At 35.5% G+C, this 22,668-nt stretch carries 14 protein-coding genes and 1 tRNA gene; 8 read left to right on the plus strand and 7 right to left on the minus strand.

The window, feature by feature from the left end:
• Positions 1–55: 55 nt before the first annotated feature.
• A tRNA-Ile gene (locus tag ACFILH_RS04115) sits at positions 56–132 on the minus strand.
• 170 nt (positions 133–302) lie between these two features.
• On the opposite strand from ACFILH_RS04115, the gene ACFILH_RS04120 reads away from it, so the two are divergent.
• Positions 303–1,046, plus strand: a complete 744-nt coding sequence (locus ACFILH_RS04120) for an SIMPL domain-containing protein (protein WP_273790802.1) — start codon at positions 303–305, stop codon at positions 1,044–1,046.
• A gap of 27 nt (positions 1,047–1,073) precedes the next feature.
• On the opposite strand, the gene ACFILH_RS04125 is transcribed toward ACFILH_RS04120, so the two are convergent.
• The 3 genes from ACFILH_RS04125 to dnaG all read right to left on the minus strand — a co-directional run bounded on the left by ACFILH_RS04125 (position 1,074) and on the right by dnaG (position 6,493).
• Positions 1,074–1,535: a YcgN family cysteine cluster protein gene (locus ACFILH_RS04125; protein WP_375631188.1), complete on the minus strand. Its 462-nt coding sequence runs from the start codon at positions 1,533–1,535 to the stop codon at positions 1,074–1,076.
• Between the two features lie 614 nt (positions 1,536–2,149).
• Positions 2,150–4,165, minus strand: a complete 2,016-nt coding sequence (gene rpoD, locus ACFILH_RS04130) for an RNA polymerase sigma factor RpoD (RefSeq protein ID WP_273790804.1) — start codon at positions 4,163–4,165, stop codon at positions 2,150–2,152.
• 390 nt (positions 4,166–4,555) lie between these two features.
• Complete coding sequence (gene dnaG / locus ACFILH_RS04135; protein WP_375667421.1) at positions 4,556–6,493, minus strand: DNA primase; 1,938 nt, start codon at positions 6,491–6,493, stop codon at positions 4,556–4,558.
• A gap of 135 nt (positions 6,494–6,628) precedes the next feature.
• Here dnaG and ACFILH_RS04140 point away from each other — a divergent pair, with 135 nt between their 5' ends.
• The 4 genes from ACFILH_RS04140 (at position 6,629) to ubiC (ending at position 12,311) form a co-directional block, all read left to right on the plus strand.
• Positions 6,629–7,846 carry a mechanosensitive ion channel family protein gene (locus ACFILH_RS04140; RefSeq protein ID WP_375631190.1) on the plus strand — a complete coding sequence of 406 codons (1,218 nt, stop codon included), beginning with the start codon at positions 6,629–6,631 and terminating at the stop codon, positions 7,844–7,846.
• A 70-nt stretch (positions 7,847–7,916) separates the two neighbouring features.
• On the plus strand, positions 7,917–9,608 hold the full coding sequence (locus ACFILH_RS04145) for a Na/Pi cotransporter family protein (protein ID WP_375667422.1): 1,692 nt from the start codon (positions 7,917–7,919) through the stop codon (positions 9,606–9,608).
• Positions 9,609–10,465: 857 nt separating this feature from the next.
• The gene (locus ACFILH_RS04150) at positions 10,466–10,717 is read left to right on the plus strand and encodes a GlsB/YeaQ/YmgE family stress response membrane protein (RefSeq protein WP_273790808.1); all 252 of its coding nucleotides are present in this window, start codon (positions 10,466–10,468) and stop codon (positions 10,715–10,717) included.
• A gap of 1,087 nt (positions 10,718–11,804) precedes the next feature.
• A complete protein-coding gene (gene ubiC, locus ACFILH_RS04155) occupies positions 11,805–12,311 on the plus strand; it encodes a chorismate lyase (RefSeq protein WP_375621383.1) in 507 nt (168 codons plus the stop codon).
• Positions 12,312–12,988: 677 nt separating this feature from the next.
• On the opposite strand, the gene ACFILH_RS04160 is transcribed toward ubiC, so the two are convergent.
• The gene (locus tag ACFILH_RS04160; RefSeq protein WP_273790810.1) at positions 12,989–13,441 is read right to left on the minus strand and encodes a GatB/YqeY domain-containing protein; all 453 of its coding nucleotides are present in this window, start codon (positions 13,439–13,441) and stop codon (positions 12,989–12,991) included.
• Positions 13,442–13,699: 258 nt separating this feature from the next.
• On the opposite strand from ACFILH_RS04160, the gene carA reads away from it, so the two are divergent.
• Entirely contained in the window at positions 13,700–14,896 is a 1,197-nt protein-coding gene (carA, locus tag ACFILH_RS04165) for a glutamine-hydrolyzing carbamoyl-phosphate synthase small subunit (RefSeq protein ID WP_375664780.1), read from the plus strand.
• Between the two features lie 891 nt (positions 14,897–15,787).
• Here carA and ACFILH_RS04170 read toward each other — a convergent pair.
• The gene (locus ACFILH_RS04170; protein WP_273790812.1) at positions 15,788–17,008 is read right to left on the minus strand and encodes an MFS transporter; all 1,221 of its coding nucleotides are present in this window, start codon (positions 17,006–17,008) and stop codon (positions 15,788–15,790) included.
• A 769-nt stretch (positions 17,009–17,777) separates the two neighbouring features.
• Between ACFILH_RS04170 and ACFILH_RS04175 the strand changes: the two genes are divergently transcribed.
• Entirely contained in the window at positions 17,778–18,617 is an 840-nt protein-coding gene (locus ACFILH_RS04175) for a DUF1460 domain-containing protein (protein ID WP_375623436.1), read from the plus strand.
• 1,293 nt (positions 18,618–19,910) lie between these two features.
• On the opposite strand, the gene ACFILH_RS04180 is transcribed toward ACFILH_RS04175, so the two are convergent.
• On the minus strand, positions 19,911–20,819 hold the full coding sequence (locus tag ACFILH_RS04180) for a cation diffusion facilitator family transporter (protein ID WP_375631194.1): 909 nt from the start codon (positions 20,817–20,819) through the stop codon (positions 19,911–19,913).
• A gap of 768 nt (positions 20,820–21,587) precedes the next feature.
• Between ACFILH_RS04180 and ACFILH_RS04185 the strand changes: the two genes are divergently transcribed.
• A complete protein-coding gene (locus ACFILH_RS04185; RefSeq protein WP_273790815.1) occupies positions 21,588–22,397 on the plus strand; it encodes an RNA methyltransferase in 810 nt (269 codons plus the stop codon).
• Positions 22,398–22,668 lie beyond the last annotated feature (271 nt).

Genomic DNA, 22,668 nt, shown 5'->3' on the forward strand with positions numbered 1-22,668 from the left:
AGAATCTCAAAACTTTTATATAAGCGATCCATTTTTCTATTGGATATTTCCCTATTGGTGGGCCCGGAGGGACTCGAACCCCCAACCAAGCGGTTATGAGCCGCTGGCTCTAACCAATTGAGCTACAGGCCCCACATAGGTTGTTTCTCTCTAAACTAAAATGCCCTATGATACAAGAGCTGACAAAGATTATAACCCATCTTTTTCTCTTTTCTATTGGTTTTTTTTTCAGTGCTCTAATTTCTTTACAAAAACTCTTAAAAATGAGAGAATAATTAACTGACAAATATAAAGGTATAGATATGATAGAAAAGAAAATTCAACCACTGAAGGGTTCTCTGGTTAAAACAGTTATATTAGCATTTACACTCTTAACCACATCGTTGACTGTACGTGCTTATGCTGAAGAAAATAAAATGAAAAATGCAACAATTACAGTGACAGCAATCGGAGAAAGTCAAGCCGCACCGGATATGGCAATTATTAATCTAGCCGTTGTTACCTATGATAAAACTGCCCAAAAGGCATTAGCTTCCAATAATCAATCCATCAATGATATTATAAAAGCTTTTAAAAACAATGGTATCCAAGCAAATGATTTGCAAACATCAGGCTTATCCATTTATCAGTCAACCTCTGATAAACAGCACGAAAAAAAGAATAATGAAAAACTCTATCATGTTTCAAATTCTTTAACCGTACGCATTCGTGATCTTACCAATGCTGGTAAAATCTTTGATCAAGCGATGTCACTAGGTGTTAATTCAGTTAACGGCATTACTTTTACCAACGCAGATACAAAGCCATTTTATCAAGAAGCACGTAAAAAAGCCATTACTGAAGCCATTGAAAAAGCGCAAACGATAGCGCAAGCGGCCGATTTAAAATTAGGAAAAATTATTGAAATCAATGAAAAGGATGATTACTATCACCCAACACCACGTCTCATGAGTAGAGCAGCAGATGTAAGCTACGCAAATACAAATTTTGCAGGTGGTGAGTTAAATTATAACGTGAGCGTCACTGTAGTCTTTGCGATCGATTAAGTCACAAACAGTTGTATAAAAATTACATTACTGGCCTTCACGTAGAAGACCAGTAATGTGATAAAGGTATTCTTCCTCAGATAATAATTCGTCTTCGTAAACCTCTATTTGTCCGCGTGCAGAAATACGCGCTGTATGTACCGTCTGACAATCTCCTGATACTAATGGATGCCACCAATGAAGATCTTTTCCCTCATAAATTAATCTATAAGCACAACTTTCTGGAAGCCAGCGCGCTGTTTTAACTGTCGTAATGTCTAGCGACATACAATCTGATACAATTGATTTACGATGAGCATAATCTCGACACCTGCAAGTTTCCCCATCTAAAAGACGACAAGCAATACTGGTTGCATAAAGGTCACCCGTATCGTCGTCCTCAACTTTATGGAGACAACAACGGCCACAGCCATCACAAAGGCTCTCCCACTCAGAAATGGAAATCTCTTCTAATTTTTTTACTTTCCAAAAGGGGAGTTCTCCACTCATAAACTCAGACACACCTTTTTTAATTAAGACGATCTATAAAAATAAAACGTTTAATTTCTATAATTTCATCTATTTCTGTCTCTTAAAAAGATTCAACTCAATGTATACTTTAAACCATGTTCTTAAAATCTATCTGAATAAAAAGAGAATATTCAAAAATAGCGCATATAAATGAACATAACCTATTGAAACATCCCTTTATAAACTGACAAAGAATAAAATGAGTCACCTAAAATGATAGAAAAATCCCGCAAAAGAATACACATTTTTCATCAAAAAGTCCGTATGTTGCAATATAAGTTTATTCCTAATAGATCCAATTTCTTAAAAAACGAGCTGCGCTATACGCAAGGTAATGTTTTTATCGTTCATTTCTTGAAAGCCCCCCTACTCTCTACTCCATAAACACCCTTTGCCCTATATCTATTCTTTTGAGACAGAGAAGTATAAAGCCCCAAAGCTAAGAAAAACATTAAACATCGCAAACTTTCTAGATTATTCAAATTCTTCCCATGTTTTTCTCAAGAAAGTATCCAAGTACAACATGACGCACCTCCCCCCCCCTTCATTAAGAAGAAAGAGGAAGTTATTAAAATGCACAAGAATTCCTTTATTTAAGAATCGAGAAAACTGCGCAATTTTCGTGAACGGCTAGGATGTTTCAATTTACGAAGTGCCTTTGCTTCAATCTGACGAATACGCTCTCTTGTAACTGAAAATTGTTGTCCTACTTCTTCCAACGTGTGATCTGTATTCATCCCTATTCCAAAACGCATCCGCAAAACACGTTCTTCCCGCGGTGTTAATGAAGCAAGAACGCGTGTTGTCGTATCTCGCAGATTAGCTTGGATAGCTGCATCAATTGGTAATAACGCATTCCTATCCTCAATAAAATCACCCAAATGGGAATCATCTTCATCACCAACAGGCGTTTCGAGAGAAATAGGTTCTTTTGCAATTTTAAGAACTTTTCGTACTTTTTCTAACGGCATAGAAAGCTTGCTAGATAATTCTTCTGGTGTTGGTTCTCGTCCAATTTCATGGAGAATCTGACGCGAAGTACGAACGATTTTATTAATTGTTTCAATCATATGAACAGGGATACGAATTGTACGTGCCTGATCAGCAATTGAACGTGTAATAGCCTGACGAATCCACCATGTTGCATAAGTTGAAAACTTGTAGCCGCGCCGATATTCAAACTTATCCACAGCCTTCATCAAACCGATATTGCCTTCTTGAATAAGATCAAGAAACTGCAAACCACGATTAGTGTATTTTTTTGCAATTGAAATGACAAGACGCAAATTAGATTCTACCATTTCTTTTTTCGCAATAGTTGATTCGCGTTCACCTTTCTGCACCTGCATAACAATCCGACGAAATTCACCAATCGAAATAGCCGTTTCTTGCGCAAGATTTTGTATCTCACTTCGCAGTTTTTGGATTTCTTTTGCTTCACGCACCGAAAACTCTTTCCAACCAGGTGTAGGCAAGGCAGCAATATAATTCATCCAATCTGCGTCCAATTCACGCCCTTGGTATTCTTTTAAAAAGTCCTCATGGCCAATGCCATAGCTATTGGCAATCCGTTTCAGCTTACCTTCATTATGAATCAATCTCTTATTGATGTCATAAAGCTGTTCAACCAAAGCTTCAATACGATTTTGGTTTAAAGAAAGAGATTTTACTGCTTGAATCAACTCACCCTTTAATTGAATATATTTCTTCTTCTGAGAAGAAGTAAGGGCCCCCTCTTTACGCTCTGCCAAACTGCTTTCAACATGCTGATCTTGTAATTTTCGTAATTTCACATAGGTTTGAGCAATAAAATCCAATGTTTCCATAACTTGAGGACAAAGCTCATTTTCCATTGCAGCAAGCGATAAGTTAACATCGTCATCGTCTTCTTCATCATCGTCTTCAATATTTCTCTCTCCTGCGCTCTCCCCCATATTACGTATACCAGAAGACATTTTTTCTTCTACCGTCTTATCAACTTCACTTCGCTCAATAATAGGAGCCTGCTTTGCTTCTGGACCAGCATAAGTCGTTTCAAGATCAATAATTTCACGAAGAAGAATACGCTGCTCTTTTAACTCGTCACGCCAGATAATAAGAGCCTGAAAAGTCAAAGGACTCTCACAAAGTCCCGCAATCATTGTCTCACGCCCTGCTTCAATACGCTTAGCAATGGCAATTTCGCCTTCCCGCGAAAGAAGCTCAACAGCTCCCATCTCACGCAAATACATACGCACCGGATCATCCGTACGATCTGTTACTTCGCGTTTATTCGTTGTCGTTGCAATTGCGTGGCTAGAGGCTTCTACTAAATCACCACCCTCTACCGTAACTTCTTCTTCATAATTTTCAGACTCAACTTCATCCTCATCATCCACAACATTAACCCCCATCTCAGAGAACATCGCCAAGATATCTTCAATTTGTTCGGATGTAACCTCGTCAGAAGGAAGAACTGCATTGAGTTCATCCATTGTTACGTAACCATTTTTTTTGGCAAGCTTAATCATTTTCTTGATGGCATCATCAGAAAAATCAAGAAGAGGACTATCCAAACTCGCTTGGCTTGTTACTTCTGCATTATCTTTCTGTTTAACCTTTGTTGCCATACCATAACTCCACTCGATCACTTCACAGTTTCCATGTAACCATAGTTTCCATGTGACCAGTTTGTTTGTTCTCACTAAAATCTACCAATAGTTACTCATATATACTTCCTTTTAAGAGATTACTATTGGAAAGAATACATTTTGTATATGCCCTGACATCCAGACAAACTCGACATCCAGACAAAAACGCGGGAAAACTCCAGAAGTTTCCCCGACACCTCTCAGCCCTTCTGAGATAATCTCTGTACCCTATCGTAAGAACCAATTTCCCGCTTTTCCTAAAATTTACCCGCTTTTTCTAAAATTTAATTGTCATCTTTATAAAAATGTCACTCCACATAAAGTTCCTCATCTAAAATTTAAGTGACTGATTCGCATTAAAAAAGCGAATCATTTTATCGTATCTTGTGTATTCCCGTCTATTTTTTCATCCAACCAACTTCCAAACCCTTCAATTAACGCTTCTGTTGCCTGCATCTGCTCCAGCTCATTTTTTACCTCACGAAGCAGATCAAAAACCTCACTCTTAGGATTTTCTACAAGTTGCTCTTCAATATCCTGTAATCTCTTATGTAGGTGGTGTTCTTGAAGATGCAAGTAGACAGCTTGTTTTAATATAGCACGTGCATCTTCTATAGGGGCTCCACCAAGGATAATACGCATACCAATATTTTGCACAAGATGTTTCATACGCTCTAACAGAGCTTTTTGTTCTCTTTTCTCTAAGAATGCAACCATCGTCTCTTTATCATGAAGCTGTTGGTCCCCAAGAATTTCCAACATAGCTTGATGAAGAGTTATCAATTGAGTATTTTTTAATTCTAACTCAGAAAGAATTTCAAAATTTTCATACCACAACTCAGGATAGTAAGCTAAAGTGAGTAAAATCACTGCTTCACGCAAAGGAATAGATTGCGAAGAATTTCGTACTATTTCAGAATTTGCTAACAGAGAAAAGGTTTGATCTTTAAAGGTCCTATTTGGTGAAGATTGATCATATCGCCCTCCCCCCTTTTTTTTCGAAAAAGAGGGACGAAAAAAATCAAAAAGGCGTTTTTTTACATCTTGCAAATAATAACGGCGGACATCTTCATCCTTAATCGTAAAAATTTGTTGTTTCAGTTGTTTTTCTAGCGCTGCTCGTGTCTCTGGAATTTCAAAATGCTTTCCATAGGTAGCTCGCCACCATAAAAGCTCACTCAAAGGAATTGCCTTTTGCAAAAAAGAAGAAAAAAGCTGTGCTCCACCAGCACAAACAATTTCATCAGGATCTTTCCCTTGTGGCAACAAAACAAAGCGTACACAAACCCCAGCCTTTAAAAGAGGCAACACACGATCAGCAACACGAAAAGCAGCTTTTAAACCAGCATCATCACCATCAAAACACAAAATGGGCTCCTTCCCCATCTGCCATAAAAGCTCAATTTGCGCTTCCGTTAATGCTGTCCCTAAGGGCGCTACGACTCCTTCAAAACCAGCTTTAGTCAATGCAATGACATCCATATACCCCTCAACAACAAGAAGTGAATGAATTTTTTCATCGCCAACAAAGCGACTATTTTTGCGAGCTGCTGCCGCGTTATAAAGTATATTTCCTTTATGAAACAGCACTGTTTCAGGGCTATTGAGATATTTTGCTCGTGTCTCTTTCTCTAATGCACGCCCTCCGAAAGCCACCACACGTCCGCGCAAATCTTCGATAGGAAACATAATGCGATTTCTAAATCGGTCATAAGAATCCGCGCTCTCCTCATGCACTGAGAGAAGCCCACATTCTTCCATTTGCTTTATTGAAATGCCCCGTGCACTCAAAGCTTCTTTCAAAGCTGTACGCCTTACCGGTGCAAAACCAATGCGGAAACGCTCTACAAGCTCTGGTGTAACACCACGTGCATCCAGATAACGACGTGCTTGCGTACCTTCTTTATCGCGTAAATTATATTGGAAAAAATCTGTAGCAATTTTCATCACATCATAAAGGTCAGCTTTTTCCAGTTGACGTTTATGACTTTGTGAATCCCAAATAGGGAGTTTTATTCCCGCAAAATCAGCCAAACGCTCTACACTTTCTGAAAAGTGCAATCCATCAAGCTCACACAAAAAGGTAAAAATATCTCCACTTACACCACAACCAAAACAATAATAGCGCCCTTTATGATCATCACAATGAAAACTTGGCGTTTTTTCACCATGAAATGGACAGCAACACCAAAAGTCTCCCCGTGAAGGCTTACTTTTTCGAGGATCAAAATCCACCCGTTGCCCAATCACTGTTGAAATTGGGAGTCTCGTACGCAGTTCATTAAGGAAATCGGGCGGAAAACGCATTATCTCTCACAGAGTTTGAAAATTCTTTTTTGCATATTTAACGACTTTAGAGCATAATTCCAATACTTCCTCTTAAGCAGTTGTAAAATTTTAAACCCTCAACTGCATATATTTTTAGAAATGGAGAATAAAAAAGTGATCGAATTTATTGTTCAATATCCGTGGTTAGAGGCTATTTCTTGGCTTATTATTCTTACTATAGCTGCCCTTTTAGTGAACTTTCTAGGACGAAAATTACTTATTCACGGAGCAAAAAAACTCTCTTCTTTTCTCCCCAAAAATACAACGATCGATATTAATAATGCTATTCAATACATGGCAAATATCACTTCAGCTTTTATTCTTTCAATTGGTGTTAATTTTATTCCAACATTGCCCGATGCATTTAGCACTGTCATCGGTAATGTTGCCAACGCCTTCATTATCTTTTTTGTTGTCCTGACAATTTCTTCCTGTCTCAATGTCATTAACATCCTTTACGAACAACGACCAACAGCACGACTAAAACCAATAAAAGGTTATATTCAAATTGCTAAAATTGCACTTTTTGCTGTTGCAACAATTTTAATGGTTGCTACATTGATTGACCGCTCCCCTCTTATTCTCTTCTCCGGTCTTGGTGCAATGGCCGCGGTTCTCATGTTAATTTTTCAAGATACGCTCCTTTCTCTCGTTGCCGGTATTCAAATTTCATCCACTGATATGGTTCGCGTTGGAGATTGGATTGAAATCCCCAATCTCGGTGCCGATGGTGATGTTATTGAAATTGCCTTGCATACTGTTAAAGTTCAAAATTTCGACAACACCATCACCTCAGTTCCTATCCGTAAACTTGTGACCGACCCTTTTAAAAATTGGCGTGGCATGCAAGAATCAGGTGGCAGACGCATCAAACGCTCCCTTTTTATTGATCAATCAAGTATCCATTTTCTCACAGAAGAAGAACAAAAATATCTTTCTCGATTTAATTTATTAGAAAATTATTTCACGCAAAAAGTAGCAGAAATTGATCAATGGAATGCTCAATTAGATAAAAATCATGATGTCTTAGCCAACACGCGCCGTTTAACCAACATTGGAACTTTTCGTGCTTATGTTTTTGCTTATCTACAACAGCATCTAAATATCAACCCTAATATGACCTATATGGCAAGGCAATTACCTCCTACAGAAAATGGTTTACCCTTAGAAATCTATTGCTTTACGAACACCACCGTTTGGATAGACTATGAACAAATTCAAGGCGATATTTTTGATCACCTTTATTCTATTCTGCCCTGTTTTGGTCTAAAGGTTTTTCAAAATCCAAGCGGTTATGATTTTAATCAAGTATTAAAAGCAAAAGTGAAATAAAAACAATAAACTTCAATTTATTAATTTTGAAGTAACCACATTCACAACAACAAAGAAAGAATAAAGTATCATGAATGGTTCATTGGTACTCCTTCATCTTGCCGGCGCTATTTCTTTACTTCTCTGGGCCACACGCATGGTGCGCACAGGAATTGAACGCGCCTATGGTGACAGACTTAAATATAAAATGTGCCACGTCATTTCAAAACCATTGTTTGCTGTAAGTTTTGGACTTTTTACAGCAATGATTTTACAAAGCTCTACAGCAATAACGCTCCTCGTTGGTTCTTTCGTTGAATCTGGTTTTGTCTCTGGAGTAGCAGGACTTATGGCTGTACGTGGAGGAGAATTAGGGTCAGCAATCGTTGTAAAAATTCTCACCTATGACCTCACTCTTGTTGTGCCCTTGTGTCTTTTAATGGGCACTTGTATCTTCATGACAACAGAAAAACGTGAATGGCGTCAAATAGGACGTATTGTCATCGGTATTGGTCTTTTGATTTTATCTTTAGAGATGATAAGTACAGCGACAGAACCTTTACGTGAAAGCGAAATTTTGCCTAGCATCATTCGTTATCTTTCAACCGATCCTGTTTCCTCTTTTTTGTTGGCTGCTGGCTTAACCTACCTCTTACATTCATCCATCGCAGGAATCATTTTGCTGGTCAATTTTGCCAATTACGATCTTATTCATACGCAACTCTGTGTTGTCATGGTTCTTGGTGTCAACTTTGGCTCTTCTCTTATAGCACCACTTTTAACGCGCAACGCCTCTCCTAATACCCGCCTCGTTCCCTTAGGAAATTTACTCATGCGTGGGGCCGGTTCAATCCTTATACTTATCTTATTTCTCTCCTTTCACCCTCCCATCACATGGCTTGGCAATAACGCCCCTACTCAAGTAATCAACGCCCATATCATTTTTAATGTTTTCATTCTCCTTGCTGGAATACCACTTTCAAAATGGGTTTTAAAATTAACCACTCAGATCGTGAATATAAGTGCAAAAAAAATGCAAGCTAACAAAACGCTCAATTTATCCGATCAAACAGCTCTTGATGACAGTGTTCTTGAACGCCCAACTCTCGCTCTCTCAAATGTCATGCGTGAAGTCATTCATATTTGTGATCTTGTAGACATCATGCTAGAAAAAATCATGGGACTTTATGAAAATCCTGACCCCAATATTATTCGTGAACTCAACCAACTCAACACCATATTGGACAAAAAACATATCGCCATCAAACTTTATCTTGCACGATTAGCGGGACAAAAATTATCTGACGAAGAAGCTCTTCAAACGCAAGAACTTCTAGGCGCCTGTATAAAATTAGACCAAGCAGGCGATATCATTATTCATAATATGCTGATGCTGGTTAAAAAGAAACAACAAAAAGGTTTACAGTTCAGCAGCGAGGGCTGGAGTGATCTCCTTCGTTTCCACGCCATTGTACTAGCCAACGCGCATATAGCATTTAACGTTCTCGTCTCACGTGATACACATACTGCACACCTATTGGTACAAAAAAAAGATCAACTACGAAACTTAGAAAAAGAGATGAGTTTAAAACATTTTAAACGTCTGCGTGAAGGGGATCTCAAAAATGTAGAATCATCCAGTCTTCATCTCGACACTGTGCGCGACCTCAAACAAATCAACTCTCTTTTGACCTCAATGATCTACCACATTTTAGAAGAACAGGGACTTCTTCAAAGTTCTCGTCTACGCACCCCTGCTGAAGAACAAACAGAAAAAACTTAAACTTTTCAAATAACTTGAATAAAACACACATCACATCGATTATTCAATTTTGAATATGGTCAAGATATTGATTTAATCAAAACATCTTATTATTTGACAATTTAAATGAGCTTTCTTCATCGTAAATTTCTTTCATTTAAAATCTATTCATGATGAATTGCTCAAAGTCATTTGCTTGCACATTACAAACAAAGCAGCATGTAGAATAGAACTCTTGAAGAAAGACATAAAAATGCCTAACCATCTCAAAGCCAAGACTGTTAAACACATAAAGAATAGGTCAAGAGTATGATAGTTCCAACCTAAACTCGCCTTGTAAAAAGGGGATCGCTTCACAGTAGCAGCAAAACAGAAATGCTCTATAAGGAATGCAAAACCCCACAAAAATGCAATATTTATATCAAGATCTGTAGAGGTTAAACCTATACAGCCACGCTATAACGTGTCAACAAAGCAGTTTTAATTTCAAACATCATTGATATCAATTGGCAAGCTCCAAACTTTTAAATATCCATTTTACTTATTGCTTTAATCACAGTTGTTTTTTTCAATTTAAGAGAGAGCTTTAAAAAGCTTATAAATACACTTTATGAGTTATTAAAACATTTTCACTAATATTTTCTTATTTTATTCGTATTTCTAAATTAATTAATTTGTTTATAAATTAAAATGTATTATATATTTATACTTATTAAGTATTATTATGATACAAATGTGAATATTATTTTAATATAAAGGAAAGTAATAAGTAAAATATCTAAAAGCAATATCCTTTCCACTGGGTAAAAAAGGAATAAACCTTGATTTTTACAAAGTTTACTCTAGTTACAATTTAAATTCAGGCAAAGGAGGGTATCATGGAAAATGCAAACATCGGCTGGATTGCAGCTATTGTCATTGGCGGGATTGCAGGTTGGGCTGCACAGTATATTATGAAAAGCCAAACAGGAATATTGTTAAATATTATCTTAGGGATTATTGGCGCTGCGCTAGCAAGCTTTCTTTTTAGTCTTTTAGGTGTAAGTTTTGCTGGTTGGCTTGGCTATCTTATTTCAGGTTTTATAGGAGCCTGTATTCTTATATGGATAGGACAAAAAATTCGATCATAGAGTATTTATTTTTTACACCTTTTGGGATTCAATACAAAACTAGGAAACAACTAGCAGAGTTTGAAATATTTCCTTGTAACTTGTTGTTACCAATTTTGATATGATGGTGAGATGCTTAAGCTGCGATTTTAGGCATACACCATCACCGTATTATAAAACGAAATGCAGCAAAGAACTTTATAACGCACCATTTCATACCTATATAAACTTACGCATATCAGGAGAGATATGTTGCGTTATTTTAACGAAATACGAACTGATTTTTGTACCACGTGCGCAAATCCAGCATATCTCACTGTAATAACAATTCATAAGGTTACAAAAATCACTAACGATGATTAAAAATTCTACCGTATAATGCTTAATAGCTTACACTCTATCAACAATGCCCTTTTTACCAAGAAAACTCGAAGAGCTTTTTTGCATCTTAAGAAATAAAGAGAGACGGTAAGAACAAAATGATAAAGAATTTTTTCTAATCTATGAAATAAAATAGTATATAAAATAAATATGAAATAATATTAATGTAACTTTATTATAGAATTACTACAAATTATGTTATGTGAAGTAATTTTTAACAATATAATGTATTTTAAAGTTTTCAAAAATATATGCATTAATATAAATTTCTTGATTATAAAGAATACGATCCCCTTTACATCTCAATTCAAAAGATTTGAATACCTCTTCACTTTCTAAAGTATAAAATAAAGTTTTGTTCCTCTTAAAACTTCCTCTTTATATCATCTTGCATAGATGAATTTTTAGCTCTTCTTTATATGCGTTACAAACGAATTTTAAAGTACGAAACATTTTTCCCATTGCTCTCATGCGATAAAGAAATTTCCGTAACGCATTGTGAAAGCGCCTTGGATAAAACATAATACCTTATTTTGCTTTTTTAATGAAAATAATCCTATAATATATACTTCCCGCATATCTTCTTTTAAAGACCTTTGCAATCGACTTTCCCTTTGATATCTTCCTGTTAAAATCTTGCTGCTTTTATACTCCTTGTATTACAATAGAGCTATCTATTTAACCCAACATAACATATGGAATAAGACTTTAGCTGTGGAGTAAAACGATGTCTGATCTTGAAGATTCCATCTTACCGCCTCTAACGTGGTTCTCTGATCAAAATCCTCCAATACCAGAAAACGTTCGCGATTGGCTCATGGAATCGGGCTCGATGACGCTTCGATTAAAGAAATATTGTACCTGCCTCCAAGTTCAACCACAACGCGAATGTTTTATTACGCAAGATAAATTAACAGAAGAAGCAGAGCATCTCCCCGAAAGTGCGCGTTATTGGCTACGCGAAATCATATTAATGGGAGATAATAAACCTTGGCTCCTTGGACGCACTGTAATTCCACAAGAAACCCTCCTACACAATCAAGCCTTGATGCATTTGGGAACTGTACCTCTAGGACATTATTTATTTAACAATGACAAATTAACCCGCGATTACATTCATATTGGTCAACAAGGTGCACTATGGGCACGCCGTTCCCGTTTGCGGTTAACGGGTAAGCCATTGTTGCTAACTGAACTATTTTTAACAGATTCACCACTGTATCCCCACAAATAGAGGTTACTCATTTTATTCTGCATAATTTATAGATTTTATATAGCTTATAAGGGATTTAATCAGAGAAAAGAATTTCAAAATTATCTCAAGAACACATTAAAAACAAAGATTTCTTTTCAAAATATCCTTTTATTTCATAAACTCAGCTTAAAAAATCTCTTCCCTAGAAAAAACGTTCTAAAATTCTGATTTTCTTATCATTAAAACCAGCACTTGAATTAAAAAGATACACACCATATTGATAAAACCATCTATATTTAAATTTCTTACCGAATAATCACTACTCTAAAATATGGTAACTCTTTATCAAACAAATGCTTTGAAACAGCAAAAAAGACAATAATACACTCCCCAAAATTGGAAATCTGTATCAATTAACTTAATCATCCTGTTTTAAAATTTTTAACAGTGCAAATAATAGATTTTTTTTAAAAGTAAAAACTCTATAACCTTTTTGTTTTTTAATGATCTAACAGCTTTGAAGAACAGAAAAATATAATACATAAAAGAATGTTTATTGCTCTATGAGCTCCAAAAAAACTTCGTTGATTTCAAAAAAATATTTTTTTGATAATAGTATGTATATAAAAAATAAATGATATTTATCAAAATCCTACTGATTTATAAAGGTGACGCACAATAAAAAATATTTTCCCATCCCATTGAATTAACAAGATCTATTGCAATTTTTTACGAAGACTATTGCACACTTTAGAAAAATTCATTTGCCCCGCATACCGTTCCTTAAGCCATGCCATCACCTTACCTATATCGCGTAATTTTTCAGCCTTTGTTTGTGCCAAAGCTTCACAAAGAACCTGTTCTACTTCCATCTCCTTAAGTTGATAGGGAAGAAATTCACGAATAACTTCTATTTCTGCTTGTCCTCTCTCTGCCAATTCCAAGCAACCAGACTCTTTATAGGCTCGCATCAATTCTTCACGCTGTTGAAGCATTTTAGTGAAAACAGACTGTATCTGCTGATCATCCACTTCTAGCTTCCCCTCATCATAATAAAGAATATCACGATCCCTAACTGCAGCATTCATTAAACGAAGTGTAGCAAGACGCGCACTATCTTGCACTTTCAAAGCAGCCCTAAGAGCCCCATCAATCTGGTTACGCAACATAAATTTATCCAATTTTGTTCAAGAAGAATATGCCTTTTAACCAATCTTTATCCATCTTGCAATGGAAGATAAAAAAATAATTAAGGACTCGATCTTCGAAAAGCTAAAACAAGACTTTACCTCTTCATGGAATGTACTTATACTGCCTATTTCAAGCGAAACGTTACCAGAATAATATACACAGCATCTGTTAAAGGTATGATTTTTGTGTAAAGTTGGTCATTATACCTTTCAGAGAATAAATTGTGGATACATACTATGATACAAGCAACTTCACCCAGCCACCCTTGGAGTATCAAAAAACCGACAGCCCTCTTAGTCTTAGCAGATGGAACCGTTATTGAAGGCAAAGGAGCAGGTGCTACAGGTATCGCTGAAGCTGAAGTGTGTTTTAACACCGCCATTACAGGCTATGAAGAAATCCTCACCGACCCATCATACACACAACAAATCGTTAATTTTACTTTTCCTCATATAGGAAATGTAGGGGCAAATAGCGAAGATATTGAAGATCTCTCTCCTCTCAATTGTCATGGTGCTGTTGGCGCTATTTTCAAAGCAGATATTACACATCCCTCAAATTATCGATCCAATGAAAATCTTCATCAATGGCTTAAAACGCGTAAAATTATTGCACTTTGTGGTATTGATACACGTGCACTCACAATTCTTATTCGTGAAAAAGGTGCACAAAATGCTGTCATTGCACATGATGCTAATGGAAACTTTGATATTCCTTCTTTAAAGAAACGTGCGCAAAAATGGCACGGTCTCGTCAATCTTGACCTTACGAAAGACGTGACATCTCAATCATCAATGCAATGGAATGAAAAACCATGGAGTTGGAATAAAGGATACGGTACAAACAATGTGCACAATCTTCATATCATTGCAATTGACTACGGTATTAAGCGCAATATTCTTCGCCTTATGGCAACACAAAAAGCCCGCATTACTGTTGTGCCTGCCCACACAACTGCAAAAGAAATTCTGGCAATGAACCCTGATGGCATTTTTCTTTCTAATGGACCAGGAGACCCCGCAGCTACGGCTCAATATGCCATTCCAACAATTAAAACATTAATTGATCATAATTTGCCAATTTTTGGAATATGTCTTGGTCATCAACTTCTCGCTCTTACGGTTGGTGCAAAAACCGTGAAAATGCACCAAGGACATCATGGTGCCAACCACCCAGTTAAAGACCTTAACACTGGAAAAGTTGAGATTGTATCGATGAATCACGGTTTTACCGTAGATTCTTCCTCTTTACCACAACATGTTCAAGAAACACATATTTCTCTCTTTGATGGTTCAAACTGTGGTATTCGAATCATTGGAAAACCTGTTTTTTCTGTTCAATATCACCCCGAAGCTTCTCCTGGACCACAAGATAGCCACTACCTCTTTCAGCATTTTTGTGATCTCATTATGAATTATAAAAAAATATCTTAAAATAAAAAGCCTCACCTTTTAACTTCTCTCCTTTAAATTATATCATCTTCCTACGCACAATTATATTATTTTTATACCTACAACTTATTGAAGTTGTATTATTATTTATCATTCTGAAACTAAAAAGAGCGCACTGAATAGCTTAAATTTTTCTCCTTCCTCTTCTCTTAAGGTCGTATCCATCAAAATCATTGGCTTCTCCCCCCAAGCAAGGTAAGTGTATCGATAAAAACTATTTTTAAAAAGAGTAAAGTGTCTAACATTCAAAAAAGTGCCTAAACTTCAAATAAGCATTTGATTCACAATACAATTTTAAGCATTCTATTTTGCATGAGAAGCATAACTCCTCCTAAAGAATAAAAAAAATTAAAGTGTGAGACAATGCAACAAATCTCTACTTTTTAAAAGATATTGCCGTAGATGGTTTTGAAAACTGTAAAGCCGAATAAAAAAGTAATAGCAAAACAGAAAACATCTTTTCAATTTTACAACTTTATATTCTTCCAAAATGAGGTTTTCTTTCGATTCCAGAAGTTATGCCAACAAATATAAGCAATATTTACTTCCAATTTGCCATATAAAATTTGGAATTGTTCATACAATACTGATACATCTAACGCAGATACGTTTTAATCTTTTGTTTTCAATATGCTGCTGCATTAGCACTGGATATTAATTTGCAAGCAATAGAAAAAATACGGACTCCCCTATACAAACAATATCACAAAATAAAAAAAATTATTTGCACTAAATGAGAAGGATATATCGATATTTTATATAACACTTTGTTAAACAAATATCACAAAAAACTTTCTGCCTATAAAATGATACATTTTGTTTATCTTGTGCATTCTTCTAGCAAAATAGTACGTACCGGCCTCTCTCAACAAATTAACGTACCCGCAAGGCAAAAATAACTGTCGCAACGACAAGAAGAAAAAAGCCTCCAACAAAAGGAGCACCTGAAAAATAAAACAGTGCATTTTTATCTGTAAAACATTCAAAAAGAAACACATAAAAAACAGAACCAAATGTTAAACTTAATGAAATAACAGATGTCATCGCTCCTTGCAGTTCTCCTTGTACATTTGTCGGTACCTGCGCTGAAGCAATCGCACGTATAGGTGCATGAACAAGATATTCAAGCATTGTACACATACAAACCATATAAACCATCCACCCCTGCGTCGCGAATGTATAGCCCAGCATAGCAACGGAGGCAAACAAAAGCCCCACTATAACAATATGCCAATCACTCCATCGTTTAGAAAAATAAGGCAAAAAGAGAGCGACTACAATAAATTGGCCTATCCCAAAAACACTATAGGAGAGTCCAATAGAAAAAGAACTCCAATCATAGCGTTCTTTTGCAATGAACGCCCAAATGCTTAACCATACAGATTCCGCAAACCAATAAAGAAAAAAGACCAATAACACCCAAAGAACCATCGGATATTGTTTCAGGTGCCAAAAAGCACCTAAGGGATTTGCCCGCTTAATATCAAAAAAGCGCCTATTCCATAAAGAAAGGGTTTCTGGAAGCATAACCCAAGAAAAAATAAAATTAATGAGTGAAAAACCAACAGCAAAATAAAACGGAATACGCGGACCAAACTGACCTAAAAAACCACCAATAAACGATCCTAAAATAAACCCCAATGCGGATGCAATGCCTAACAGACCAAAATTGCGTGTACGGGTTTTATCATCAGATATATCCGCAAGATAAGCTGTACAAGTTGCAAAACTAGCGCCACTTATCCCTGACAAAAGACGCCCGATAAATAACATAGAATAGCTCCATGCTATAGCACATATGAGATTATCAAGAGCAAAGCAGATAATAGAGAGAAGCAAAATAGGACGACGACCATAACGATCAGAGAGATTGCCAATAACAGGAGCAAACAAAAACTGCATCACTGAATAAGCTGCAAGTAATTTTCCTCTTTCTACAAAAGATGTACTGACCTCTTTTCCAGTTAATTGAGAAAAATATTCAGGCAAAACAGGACAAATGATCGCAATACAAAGAATATCTAACAATAAAGTGATGAACACTAAAATGAGCCCACGCTGAACAAATTTCGGATTGAGCATTTGGTCTTGCATAACATACACACTATTTTACGCATACAATGACTCCCCCCGCTATATTTTAACTCCCTTTTCCTTTTAAAAGTATTCTATACCGTATACTTTTCACATATGAAATAATAACAAAGTAAAAATTTAAGTAAGAGTCAAGATAAAACTGTAAAATTACGTTTTAATTGGTGTATCTTTAGTTGCTATCTCATTGTCAAAGAATAAAAATTTTTTTTGCATTATACGAACAAAATATTTGTGCGACAAACTCATGAACAAAATTTCATGAAACACAGAGTATTTCCAATAGTTTTAGAGACATTACGATGAATTTTATCAGACATCATTTTCCCCTCTCATCCCACCGTTTTCAGGAATCTCAATTCCATTGGATACGTTAGATATCCTATAGTAATTGAAACCTTTTAAAAGATAAGCTCTTAAAAAATTTTCTTACCCTCAGAATATGCTATAAAGTTAAAGCAGCAACACCAGAATAGCTTAACAACGTAAAAAGCTCATCATATTTTTAAAAATATTTATTTGACAATAATTTTGATTAAAAAATAAGTATATTATAGAGAAAAATCCTTTAATTCTATAATCTTAGAAAAGATTCATATCGTTTGCAATTTGTGTAACCTTAGAAACCATGATTTTATCTTTATATTCATTGATACTCTTAATGATTGTATGCTAGCATTAAATCTAACGATGATCATGATAAGCATTTAAAAAATAGCACTTTTAGAAATAGTTCGTCATGAATTTTTAATTCAAAATGGTGTATAAAATGCGAAAAATATCCCTATTAATTCTCATATTAATGTTGGTAACAGGATGTGATGTTCAGGATTCTGATTCACAAGAGAGTACTGTAGAAAATAAAATAAAAACACAACAAACAACCAACGTAAACCTAGATCCCTATACTCTAAATAAATTAAATGCTCTTCTCAAAAAACGTTCAGAAACAAATTATCAGGAAAAAGGGGCACTAATTGACTTTCTTTCTGAAGCTTTTTTAGGGACACCTTACCAAGCAAATATGTTACATGGCTCAGAAAATACACCAGAAAAACTGATTATTGATTTTAGAGGCTTAGATTGCTTCACTTATCTGGATTATGTTGAAGCATTGCGCAAATCAACATCCCAAACAGAATTCATAAATAACGTCATAAAAACGCGTTATATTAACGGTAATGTTCATTTTTTAAATCGGAAACATTTTTTTACGGATTGGGCTTATAGAGAATATAAACTCGCCACTGATATTACCGCTGAAATAAGTCCCCATGCGGTAAAAATAGAAAAATATCTCAATAAAAAAGCTGATGGTGGAAGCTATCTACCTGGGTTGCCAGTTGTGAAACGCACAATAACGTATATTCCAAGTAACTTTATTAATGAGGAGGTTATAGGTCGTTTACAGTCTGGTGATTTCATTGGTATTTATACGAAACTTGCTGGATTGGATGTAACACATGTGGGCTTCTTTATCATGACAGATAAAGGGCCAATGTTAAGAAATGCTTCTTCACGAAAAGAAAACGAAAAAGTCGTTGATTCTCCTTTTATGAATTATGTTGAAAAAACACCAGGAATCATTGTTTTAAGGGCTCTTGAATAACATCATAGCGATATGAAATATCTTCTCTATTCTTAAAATATATACTGTCGTTATTCAGGTAAACATCTAACTTCGTTCAAGCTATACGGATACAATATATTTGTTTACAGTTTTAAGAGAAAAAAGTCGTTTTGATCTAACTTTGTTTATAAGTATGACAAAATCATTTTTGGAGAAATTACGGATTTGTAATCACTTTTACTGGTTGAACGATAAAGACAGAAAAAACTCTATTATAGTATCACGCTTTCCTTTCATATTCTCAACCAAGAGTTATCTTTAGATTACCGCTAATCTGATCTTTACGAATATAACGCAAAAGACACAAACGAACGTTTGTAAAAATAAGTAAAAGTAAAGCCAGATATGTTTGGTGGTTGTTTCATAAAGTATTCTATAAAAATTCGATCTACCTCTCTAATTTATTGCATATAAATTTTTGACTTTATAGCTTTTTTTTCCTTATAAAGTCTTTGCTTTTTGTTATTATCTATAAATTAAAATAGCCCTGATATAGCAGCATATTATGATTAGGATGCACCAGTACTGTACGAGTCCTTGTAAAATTTTGATGCCAGATTGGAATGAAAATATGAAGGCATCAATTAAAAACCAGTTTCTATCTTTAGCATCATTCTTTAGTTCAGCTTTACAATTTTCTACAGTAACGACAATAATATCCTTTAAAGAGTAGAGTTATGAGCATGATTTTTGTTTTTTCATCTTTTAATGAGTCCCCCATCCTTCATGCAATAAAGAACACTCTAAACAGAACACATTGTATCGATAAAACAACACATTTATTAGCAACAATAATGACGATTAATCTATGATCACAAACTTTAAAACCCTATTCATAACTTTTATACAAAATTTATAATTAAATCTCATTAAACTTATTACGAAGGCTTCACTCCTCCTCGCCCTAAGAAACGAAACATCTACTCCCGACAGTCTGTAAACGATCCGTTTTCTTAAATGGATTTAAGCTGCTAACCATTTCATGAGATTCACTTACAAAAGAATACACCGGCAAGTCCTATTTTGAATATTTACTCCATACTCTAAAAACACTTAATAGATCAAATTTTATATGCCTTATCTCACCACACCTTAAATGACAGTGTTTTAACGAAATAGAATAAATCTTGCCTTAAATACTCTGTTTAACCTTGTATACTTGATTGATGCAAAAATTAAATCAACAAAAGAGCATCATTGTATTTTCGAGAGGTATGAATCACCCCATCATAAAAAAACAGTCTAACATAACAGACAATTTGAAAAATCTTTTTATATAAAAGGGATTACCGTTGTACCGGGAGGCAATTTTGCCTCATCTTCAGGCTCGACATGAATAGAAATACGCACATTATCAAATTCTTTTTGAAGAACAGCTTCGATTTTATCACAAATTTTATGTGCTTCTCCTACCTGCATTACAGCAGGCACAACCAAATGAAACTCTATAAAAGTAACCCTCCCAGCAACACGCGTCCGCAAATCATGGACCTCAAGCGCACCCGATGCATTTGCAGAAATCAGCTCCCGAATCCGCATGCTTTCATTCAATTCAACGCCAACATCCATTAACCCCTGAACAGCATTTCTAATCACCTTCCAGCCCTGTAAGAGAATATTAACGGCAACGATTATCGCTAAAATTGGATCTAAAGCTCCCCATCCCCCGACAAAACCGGCAATCAAACCAATTAAAATTGCAAGCGAAGTAAAAACATCTGTTATAAAATGCACTCCATCAGCTTTAAGAGCCGGTGAGCGATGGAGTTTTCCCTGCCAAATAAGAACCATTCCCCACATACAATTTATGACAGTTGCAATAAGATGAATAACAAGCCATATTCCAGGTTTCTGCAACAATTTAACGGTAGAAAGAGCTATCCATGCTTCTCTTAAAATAACAATTGCGGCAATAATAATGAGTACCCCTTCAAGAATTGCGGAAAAATATTCCGCTTTATGATGCCCAAAGGGATGATCATGATCTGCTGGCTTCATACTCACTTTAACAGCCCACCATGCTGCCAATGACGCAAGGATATTAACAATTGATTCCAATGCATCAGAATAAAGTGCAACCGAACCTGTGATGTGATATGTCCAATATTTCAAAGCAAAAACAATACACGCAATAAAAATAGAGTATAAAGTCAAGCTTTGTATATTGATTTTTACATCCATGAACCTCATCCTTTTCTTCACGAAATAGGGAATTAATATTTTCAACCATATCATTATACTTTTGGCATAACGACGATCTTTCCTCAATATTACAGAAGCTTCATCATACAATAAACGCCTCAGCTCACCATTATTATCGTAAAAACTGCTCAGTTACACGAACAGCATCAATAAATAAAGAAGAGAGAAAATAATAGAAAAAAGAGCTTTCCCAAGAGCAATCAAACACATAAGCTTCATTATTAATCGTTTTCTGAATAACTTAAAGCCATCTCACTTCTCATAAACGAAAAACTTGTTTTTGCTCAAATCTATCATGATCATGCATTATTTTTCAGTCTTATGATGTGCATTATACCCCATTTATAAGCCATCGTTGCACCATAGAAAAAATATCTTAGCACTCTACGGTAACTTTACAGGTCAACTGGATTTTAAAATATGATTTACTAAAAAATTTAGATATAAAAAGAAGAACAATGATTACCCTCAAAAAAAAAGAATCTGGGCATTGGGGACCCAGATTCTTTTCCCTTAGAAATTAAGGGCATACAGAACTTGGGAAATAGCGGGGACCCAAGACACTGCACCCGATACGAGAAAAAATATATGATTCCGTATCAGTATTTTTACATTATACCTATGGTTGCATATTGTCAATACAAATTCTACCATAAGTTTTAAAATAATGTTTTTTTATCTCTTTTTTTTAAATAAAACAAATTCTAACATCTGGAAATCATAAGAAAAAAGCACTAAAAATCTCGCATGCATTTGAATATCACAACAATCAATGAAACAGATGATCCACGCCTAAAAGCCTATCATAATATCCGTGAAAAAGATCTTGTTGGACGGCAACATCAATTTATTGCTGAAGGCAAAGTAACATTGTCCGCATTACTACATTCGAAAGAGTTTTCTGCCATCTCACTGCTCATCGTAGCAAACCGTCTCTCTGGACTTCTACCGCTTTTAGAAAAAACACAGCCTCTATGTCCCATTTATTGCGTTCCACAAAAAGTTATGGATAATATCACCGGCTTCCATGTTCATCGTGGTGTTCTGGGTATTGGTAAACGCAAAATACTGCCATCCTTACAAAGTTTTTTACAACATCTTCCAGAAAAAGCTTTGATTCTTGTTTTATGTGGTATCTCGAATCACGATAATATGGGATCAATTTTTCGTAATGCAGCAGCCTTTGCCAGTAATGGCATTATTGTCGACAAAACCTCATGCGATCCACTTTATCGCAAATCAATAAGAGTGTCTGCCGGCGCTGCTTTAAAAGTACCCTATACGCAAAACGCTGATATAGATGACATTATAGCTGCTCTAAACGATGAAAACTTTCATCTTTATGCACTCTCCCCTTCTGCCTCACACACTCTCAAGCAAGCCAACAAAACCAAAAGAATAGCACTTATTTTTGGAACAGAAGGCGATGGCTTACCACCCCATATACTACAACAATCAAACACCTTACGTATTCCCATGACTGACGGTTTTGACAGCCTTAATGTTGCCACAGCCTCAGGTATTGCACTTGCTCATTTTACCAACTTTGACCACTAAAGATGATAACACTTCAAGTTATAAAACATACCCAATGTTGTATGTTATCTACCAGTCTCCAATAATATTGCCGTTCCCTAGCCTTTGAAAGCATTGATAAAAAACATTTTTACATTTTCTTTATCATCACTTTCCACACCCTAACCCCGCTTATGACGTGCAGAAGATATAATTTTGATGGATTCAATCATAAAACAAACTTTCAATGAGAAAATCTTCCGGAAGTCTCTCATTCAAGTTTAAGATTAAAAAATATCATTATAAATCAATT

The sequence above is a fragment of the Bartonella sp. CL435QHHD genome, from assembly GCF_042195095.1.
GTDB lineage: Bacteria > Pseudomonadota > Alphaproteobacteria > Rhizobiales > Rhizobiaceae > Bartonella.

Excerpts from the sequence above, each read along its gene's own strand:
- carA (WP_375664780.1), top strand. The coding sequence starts at position 13,700 with ATGATACAAGCAACTTCACCCAGCCACCCTTGGAGTATCAAAAAACCG.
- ACFILH_RS04150 (WP_273790808.1), top strand. The coding sequence starts at position 10,466 with ATGGAAAATGCAAACATCGGCTGGATTGCAGCTATTGTCATTGGCGGG.
- ACFILH_RS04175 (WP_375623436.1), top strand. The coding sequence starts at position 17,778 with ATGCGAAAAATATCCCTATTAATTCTCATATTAATGTTGGTAACAGGA.
- ubiC (WP_375621383.1), top strand. The coding sequence starts at position 11,805 with ATGTCTGATCTTGAAGATTCCATCTTACCGCCTCTAACGTGGTTCTCT.
- ACFILH_RS04125 (WP_375631188.1), bottom strand. The coding sequence starts at position 1,535 with ATGAGTGGAGAACTCCCCTTTTGGAAAGTAAAAAAATTAGAAGAGATT.
- ACFILH_RS04180 (WP_375631194.1), bottom strand. The coding sequence starts at position 20,819 with ATGGATGTAAAAATCAATATACAAAGCTTGACTTTATACTCTATTTTT.
- ACFILH_RS04185 (WP_273790815.1), top strand. The coding sequence starts at position 21,588 with ATGCATTTGAATATCACAACAATCAATGAAACAGATGATCCACGCCTA.
- ACFILH_RS04170 (WP_273790812.1), bottom strand. The coding sequence starts at position 17,008 with ATGCAAGACCAAATGCTCAATCCGAAATTTGTTCAGCGTGGGCTCATT.
- ACFILH_RS04160 (WP_273790810.1), bottom strand. The coding sequence starts at position 13,441 with ATGTTGCGTAACCAGATTGATGGGGCTCTTAGGGCTGCTTTGAAAGTG.
- dnaG (WP_375667421.1), bottom strand. The coding sequence starts at position 6,493 with ATGCGTTTTCCGCCCGATTTCCTTAATGAACTGCGTACGAGACTCCCA.
- ACFILH_RS04145 (WP_375667422.1), top strand. The coding sequence starts at position 7,917 with ATGAATGGTTCATTGGTACTCCTTCATCTTGCCGGCGCTATTTCTTTA.
- rpoD (WP_273790804.1), bottom strand. The coding sequence starts at position 4,165 with ATGGCAACAAAGGTTAAACAGAAAGATAATGCAGAAGTAACAAGCCAA.
- ACFILH_RS04120 (WP_273790802.1), top strand. The coding sequence starts at position 303 with ATGATAGAAAAGAAAATTCAACCACTGAAGGGTTCTCTGGTTAAAACA.